This window comes from Pseudomonas sp. P9_35 (assembly GCF_034008205.1).
Classification (GTDB): domain Bacteria; phylum Pseudomonadota; class Gammaproteobacteria; order Pseudomonadales; family Pseudomonadaceae; genus Aquipseudomonas; species Aquipseudomonas kilonensis.
Genome location: NZ_CP125373.1, coordinates 3,459,996 through 3,467,498 on the forward strand (window position 1 = coordinate 3,459,996; position 7,503 = coordinate 3,467,498).

At 53.9% G+C, this 7,503-nt stretch carries 3 protein-coding genes; all 3 read right to left on the bottom strand.

What is annotated here, in order from left to right; translation table 11 throughout:
* Positions 1-105: 105 nt before the first annotated feature.
* The 3 genes from QMK47_RS15125 to QMK47_RS15135 all read right to left on the bottom strand — a co-directional run bounded on the left by QMK47_RS15125 (position 106) and on the right by QMK47_RS15135 (position 7,133).
* The gene (locus tag QMK47_RS15125) at positions 106-1,647 is read right to left on the bottom strand and encodes a hybrid sensor histidine kinase/response regulator (RefSeq protein WP_320388617.1); all 1,542 of its coding nucleotides are present in this window, start codon (positions 1,645-1,647) and stop codon (positions 106-108) included.
* A gap of 409 nt (positions 1,648-2,056) precedes the next feature.
* On the bottom strand, positions 2,057-4,150 hold the full coding sequence (locus QMK47_RS15130; RefSeq protein WP_320388618.1) for a putative bifunctional diguanylate cyclase/phosphodiesterase: 2,094 nt from the start codon (positions 4,148-4,150) through the stop codon (positions 2,057-2,059).
* Between the two features lie 298 nt (positions 4,151-4,448).
* Positions 4,449-7,133, bottom strand: coding sequence for an EAL domain-containing protein (locus QMK47_RS15135; protein WP_320388619.1), 2,685 nt, complete (start codon positions 7,131-7,133; stop codon positions 4,449-4,451).
* Positions 7,134-7,503 lie beyond the last annotated feature (370 nt).

A 7,503-nucleotide genomic window follows, 5' to 3' on the forward strand; every position in this document is an offset into this window, starting at 1 on the left:
CCTAACTCTATAGTCAAGCGGTGTTTTCATGAAAATCAGCGAACTCGAGGCCAGTGCAGTGCTGCCAGGCAACTTGAGCTTCAACGGTTGAACAACTCGTCCCGCTCAACTGTCAGCGTCTAGACACGGAAGCTGCAACCGTAAGCGTGTCAGATTCGCTTCGTCATCAATCTCCAGCTCCAAGCTTCCTTTCTGGGCTTCAGCCAGTAATTTCGCTGAGTAGGTACCAAGCCCCGTACCGCCAGATTTGCCATGGCTTGCGTATTTTTCGAAAAACCGTGACCGAAATGCTACGGGTACCGCTGGCTGGTTCTCCATTACCAATTCGATATGCTCGGCAGGTATCAATGTCAGCCGCACGCGGCTTTTCTCAGGAGCCGCCTCGCAGGCATTCTTCAGCAGGTTGTTCAGTAGAGAAAAGCACAGCAATTCGTTTCCACTGGCTAGCACCGGTGTTGATTCGTTGGTGTGTTGCGCCACGACCTCGATGGTCAGTTTTTTTGCCTGATAGGTCAGCCTGGCCGATTCGCATAGGCGCCGTACCAGGGGCAGCAGTTCGACCGCGACCGGCTTAAGTTCGAAATTACCGGTCTCGATTTTGTAGATGTCGCCAGCCATGTCGATCATTCCTAGCAGGTTCTGGCTGTCGGTTTCCAGGCTTTGCAATATTTGCAACTGGCGCGGCAGCAGATTGCCGCCATCAAGCAGGCTGCGGGCCAAGCCGAGGATATTGCACAGCGGCGCCTTCAGATCATGACGTGAAATACAGCTGGCCTCCTCGCGCAAGCGTTCCAGCTCCAGCATGGTGTCGTATTCCTGCTGTAGAGCGTTGCGCTGTTCGACCAGGCGCAACAGATTGCTCACCCTAAGGTGTAGCGACTTGGGATCGATCGGCTTACTGACAAAATCCACTGCGCCCAGCTCCAACCCGCGTAGCTGGGCTGCCGGATCGCTCATGGCGGTGATAAAGATGATCGGGATGCGGCTAGCGCTGGGATGGCTGCGCAGGTGCTGGGCCAGCTCGAAACCATCCATGTTCGGCATCATTACATCCAGCAGAAGAAGATCTGGCGGGGTCTCGGAAGTACAGATGGCCAACGCACGGCGTCCGTCGCGCGCTGCCAGTATGCGGTACTCGTCCTGAAACAACCCGGCAATCAGCGCTAGGTTGTCCGGTACGTCATCGACAACCAGCAATGTCGGACGGTATTCCTCCTTTGACTCTTGAGTTGGTTCAGCAATTACTGGTGATGAATGCAGCCGAGGACGGTGGGTCATTGCACGCGTTATGCGCTGCGAAAGGTCGTTGGCGGTAAAGGGCTTGATAAGAATGTTGCTGACCCCGGCAGCGATGGCTTCGGTGATTTGGGAGCGGGAGCTCTCTGCGGTAATCATGATGAAAGGCAGCATGGCCAACTTGGGGTCACTGCGGACCTTGCGCAACAGGGTGAGGCCATCCATGACTGGCATGTTCCAGTCGGAAAGAATGACGTCGACCTTACGCGTCCTTAGTAGCGCGAATGCCTCTTTACCATTGGCGGCGGTTAGTATGTGTCGTGCCCCCAAGCGCTCTAGTTGGCTACTGTTGACTCTGCGCATGGTGTCTGCGTCGTCGACGACTAAGAATACGGTATCGGCGGTGATCATAACGCCTAGAGCTCCAAGTAGAAGGATGGGGCAACGCCAGTCAGGTGCCTTTAGCTGACTCTCCCAGCAGCAATTCCGGGGCTCGGTCGAAGTCAAACAGCCCGTTATCGATAAGACAGGTCAAGACCGCCAGGATTGGCGCCAAGCAGTACTGCACCTGGATCAATAAGGAATCTGAAAGAAAGGTTAGACCAGTATTAGGAGCGTAGGAGGCTCGTACCGCCGAGTACGCAATCTTGTTGCGGCGACTCAAAACTGTCCGACCGTCAAGCTGAGTGGTCTCGGATCCCTGGCTGGCCGAGCAACTGCGTCGGATCGTCAGGCACGCCGAGCAGTTCGATGTCGACCAAGCCTTGGAGCTGTTGGAGAACCTGACCTGATATCTTGAACATAAATCGTGCCTGTACTGCTAGTGCTGGGCCTGTGGCCGCTGCAGGATTGCGCCTGAGTCTTTGGAGGTGTTAAAGCTTTCCAGCACCGCCTGTGCGCTCATCGGTTTGCCCAGTAGGTAACCCTGCAAGATGTCGCAACCCAGCTCTGTAAGCATCTCTTGTTGTTCAGAGGTTTCCACACCCTCGGCGACGATCCTCAGGCCCAGCGTTTTGCCAAGCGCCACTATCGCCGAAACGATGGCCGCGTCGTCGTTGTTTTTAGCCAGTTCGGTGATGAAGCCTCGGTCGATCTTCAGCTCATTGGCTGGTAGGCGCTTGAGGTAAAGCAGGCTGGAATATCCGGTACCGAAGTCGTCAATGGAAATACTTACTCCCAGCGATGACAACTGATCGAGGACGATCAGCGCGGCTTCCGCGTCGCGCATGGCAGTAGACTCGGTTACCTCCAGGGTCAGAAAGCGAGGTGGCAGACCGTTGCTTTGCAGTGCTGTACGCACGATGTCAACCAGTCCTGCATTGGCCAATTGTACCGTCGATAGATTGACCGCAATATTCCAGCCTTCTTTACCTAGGGCGTGCCATTCGGCCATCTGCCGACAGGCTTCATTTATTACCCAATTCCCGATTGGCACTATCAGCCCAGTTCGTTCGGCCAGGGGCAAAAAGCGGTCGGGCGGCACTAGGCCCCAGTTTGGACTGTTCCATCGCAACAGGGCCTCAACACCCGTCATAGGGCCGTCGGGAGCAATCATTTTCGGCTGGTAGTGCAGGACGAACTCATTCTGCTCGAGGGCCTTGCGTAGATCCTGCTGCAACTGCAGTTGCTGGTGGGCATTGATATTCATGGTTCTTTCGAAGAAACAGTAGCCGTTTCGACCTTGTTCTTTAGCGTGATACATGGCGGCATCAGCGTTGACCATAAGCTCATGCTCGGTATGACCATCGACTGGAAAAATGGCAATACCAATGCTTGTGGAAACATGTACTGTCTGCCGCCCCAAGACGAATGGAGCCTTGATATCTTCCACCAGGCGTTGGGCGAGAGCCGCAGCGTCATCCGGCTCGGCGAGGTCGATCAGCAGTACGAATTCGTCGCCCCCTAAGCGCGCGCCCGTATCTTCGCCGCGCTTGGCATTATTGATACGCGTAGCCACTTCTACCAGCAACTGGTCGCCGGTGTGATGGCCGTAGGTATCGTTCACCATTTTGAATCCGTCCAAGTCCATGAACAGCACGGCAAACTGGCTCTTTTGCCGGGCGGCTTTCTGAATCGCCTGCTCAAGGCGGTCGTTGAGTAGGATGCGATTGGGCAGACGTGTCAGATTGTCGTGCAGGGCCAGTTCCACTAGCTCACTGTTGGCACGATCAAGGGAGTTGGCCAGTAGGCTGGTACGGACGTCGAGCATCGAGATAATCAGGGCAATTGCGCAGACGGCCAAGGTGACCAGAATCACCAGCACCACCAGCCATTTACTATCGATACCTGTGTTGACCGCACCGCATACACTACCCAGTGGGAATTTTGCTGCTGACATGCCTGTGTAGTGCATTCCGACAATGGCGCAACCCATCACCAGGGACGAGCAGAGGCGCGCGCGATTGATGTACTTGCCTTCTCCGCGCAGGCGGAAGGCTATCCATAGCGCCGCTCCAGAGGCGAGGATGGCGATCAGCACCGACAGTACAAACAGCGACGGAACGTATTCCACCACGGGATTCATCAGCAGCGCCGCCATGCCGGTATAGTGCATGGCTGCAATGCCGATCCCCATCAACACCGCGCCCACCAGCAGCCAGGACAGCGGCATTTCCTTTTGGCATACCAGCCAAAGGGCGAAGGCCGAGGAGGCGATGGCGATCACCAGCGATAGGCCAGTGAGGGTCAAGTCATAGCTCAATTCGATGGGCAGTTGGAAGGCCAGCATACCGATGAAGTGCATTGACCAGATGCCGGTGCCCATGGCGAATGAACCACCAGCCAGCCAAAGTGCCGAGGCTTTTCCTTGGGTGCGCGTGACACGACCAGCCATGTTCAGCGCAGTATAGGAGGCCAAGATCGCGACAATCAGGGATAGCAGGACATATAGTCCGTTATAACTGCTTACAAGCATTGAAACTCCGAAAGTGTAGTCCAGCTCTTTTAGTTATCGGCGGCACGGAAAATTTCTGAAGGAATCAGCTTTGGTGTAGTGACCTGTCAAAGTTGCCTGCGAAAGGTAAGCGTTCAGGCAATACACGCTGCTCACCAGTACTCTATTTTGATCAAGGTGATGTGCTCGCCGAATTTAAATTTACCAGGCCCTGAAAGAATCATGCCGCTTGACAAATCGACGCTCATCGAGCGTGTAACTTCTGCTTTTGAGAGGAGGGAAGGGTGCATCATGCGTGCCCAACGCTACTATAGATGACTCACTTGTTCCGATCCCCCAAACGGCCTAGACGAACTAGATCAATTCCACCTTCGATGTAATCCTCTAATGCATCTATGTCCATGGGGCGACCAAATAAATATCCCTGATAGTTATGGCAACCAATAACAGCCAGCATGTCACGCTGTGCTCGTGTTTCAACCCCCTCGGCAATGACCGACAAGTTCATACTGTTTGCCAATGCGACCACCGTCTTGGCGATCGCAGCGTCGTTTGGGTCCACTAGGATATCGCGTACAAATCCCTGGTCGATCTTGAGTTGGTCCAGCGGCAGGCGCTTGAGATACGACAGGGAGGAATAACCGGTGCCAAAGTCGTCCAGCGAAAAGCCAACACCGATGGATTTCAACGCATTCATCTTGGCAATCACATCCTCGACGTTGGAGACCAGCATACTTTCAGTAATTTCCAACTTGAGACGATGAGGATTGGCACCGCTGCGATTGAGTACAGACCGTATTTGTTCGACAAAGTCATCCTGATTAAACTGTCGAGTACTGACGTTGACGGCGATGGTCAGGTGCGAGAATCCGGATCTCTCTGCCCATACCGCCAACTGCTGACAGGCCATTATCAATACCTGCTGGCCTAGCGGAAAAATCAAGCCAGTCGCCTCTGCCAGTGGAATGAACTCTGCCGGAGAAATCATGCCGTCGCGCAGGCTTTTCCAGCGCACTAACGCTTCCACGCCTGTAATGCGACCTTCATCCGTGACCTGCGGCTGATAGTGCAACAGGATCCGGTGTTGCTTGATGGCCTCGCGCAAACCATCCTCAAGCGTGATTCGCGCGCTGACGATCGCCTGCATTTTGGGGTCGAAAAAGCGCAAGACGTTGCGTCCGCACGCTTTGGCCTGGTACATGGCCAACTCGGCGCGTTTCAAGGGCTCGCTTGCATCCTCATTCTGCTCGCCAAACAGAGTAATGCCGATACTGCAGGTTCGGTGCAGTGTAGAGGTACACAGCTGATAAGGCTGCCCGATCTCCAGCAGCGTTTTTTTGCCAATGTTTTCAGCATGGCTCGCCGCCGCCTGCGGATGGGTGCTCTGGTTCTCCAAAATAAAAGCGAATTTGTCGCCCCCAAGGCGGGCGACGGTGTCGCCCTCCCGTACACAGCGCCTCAATCGTCGGGCGATTTCATTCAGGAACAGGTCACCCTGGCCGTGGCCCAAGGTTTCGTTGATGGACTTGAAATCATCAAGGTCGACAAACATCAATGCGCCTATCCATTGATGGCGAGCACTCGAAATCAATGCCTGTTCCAGCCGATCCATAAAGAGTCGGCGATTTGGAAGCCCCGTGAGCTGGTCAGAGAACGATAGTTTCTGTATCTGTTGCTCGGCAGCCTTTCGGTCACTGATGTCCCGGATGATCGCTTGAATGCACAGAGTGTCATCCAGAGTCATAACGTGCGCCGAAACCAGACCGGGCCACGTGCGGCCATCCTTGCTTACAAATTCAGCTTCACGATCAATGAAATATTCATTTTGCTGCAAGAGACGAACCGACGTATGACGCTCTTCCGGATAGCGCCAGATATCGATGTCAAAAACCGTTTTGCCAGTAGTATCCTCCCTCGTCCAGCCAAATACGGGTGTAAATCCGTCATTGACCTCAAGAATTCGCCCATCCTCAAGGCAGGTGATGAATTGACTATCCGGGCTGGTGCGAAACGCGGTACGAAAGAGCTCCATTTTTTTCGCCCTACGCGATTCAGTTTCACGTCTGTAGCTGGTACGCGTGAAAACAAGAATAACCAGGGTGAAAACGGCCAGTAGTAAAAGCGTTATATCCACTTCCTTTCGCCAGGGAACAAGAAAGTCGTCGGTGCTCTTTGCGACGAAAATATAGAGAGGATAATTCGCAATTTTTCGATAGGTGTAGAGTCGCTCGATGCCGTCTACTGGGGTAACTGCGGTGTAGCTCCCAGCCTCCGGGGACGATCGAGTCGCTTCTGTAGCCTTGGCTGAAACCAACCTGGCGCCAACTTGCCCGCTTTCATTGGCTACTGTCGGATACCGGACGATGAGCGCCATTTCATCATCACGAATAGCAATGACCCCGTGCTTTCCAATCTCAATAGTGGAAAACATGTTGCTGAAATATTCCATCATGCGCAACGAACCCAGCGCCACACCTGCAAAGGAGCCATCAGCGTTGTTGATGCGTCGGGACAGGAGGACCGACCAGGTTTTTGTGGAGCGTCCTATCACAGGCTTGGATACCACCATTCCGAGATGCGAATTCTCATGCAGGCGCTGGAAATACTCTCGATCGGTTATATTCGTTATTTTGCCGGCGGTCATTATTGTTCCCCAGGGAACATCACCTTTCTCATCCGCCACCCACAGCCCTTCGCAGTCCCGAATCTGCGCCTGCTGCTGTGTTAGAAACCCGTTCAGCAACGCCCCATTGATGCCTCCGGCAGCCATTTGCCGTTCTACTTCGCTGGTTATAGCAAACAAGCCGACGTCAACTTTATCAAGGACGCCGGAAACGTTGATTGCCAAGGATCGCGCCAGGTTCTCCGTTGTGGTCACCGCTTGAAGCTCATGCTGGTGTTTGCTCTGGTAGAGCGCCAACCCCGCCAGCGCATAGACAAACAAAATGATGGAAGCAATACCTGCCGTAAGTCGGACCGCTAAAGAATGTGATGGCCACTGCATAATGAAGTCTCGACAAAACCAATTGAGGGCGTAGCGGGACTCTTCGTAGGTTAGTCGGTCAGGAAATACTTGCGTCGAAAAAAATTGACTGCTCGGACGAGATTTTTCGTAGCAACATGCAAGATGGATGCTTTCCAAATCCTCCACGGATAGACATTTTGCGCGTGGTCGTCATTACCCTTAACTTGAGTTGCGCCACTGCCGGATAGCTTCTTTTTTTCGGCATTGCGCGCGCGAACCGCCCCCCGAGGGTGCGCAACCTCCAGAGCGCTCGCAAACTTTAGCCAATCAATTCATGTGCCGCTGGGCATTTCTCCGACCGCCTGTTGGGCGACGCTACGGGCAATTGCGCATTTTCAGAATTTTCTTA

Bases quoted from the DNA above. Each gene is read 5' to 3' on its own strand.
- QMK47_RS15130 (WP_320388618.1), bottom strand. From the start codon at position 4,150: ATGCTTGTAAGCAGTTATAACGGACTATATGTCCTGCTATCCCTGATT.
- QMK47_RS15135 (WP_320388619.1), bottom strand. From the start codon at position 7,133: ATGCAGTGGCCATCACATTCTTTAGCGGTCCGACTTACGGCAGGTATT.
- QMK47_RS15125 (WP_320388617.1), bottom strand. From the start codon at position 1,647: ATGATCACCGCCGATACCGTATTCTTAGTCGTCGACGACGCAGACACC.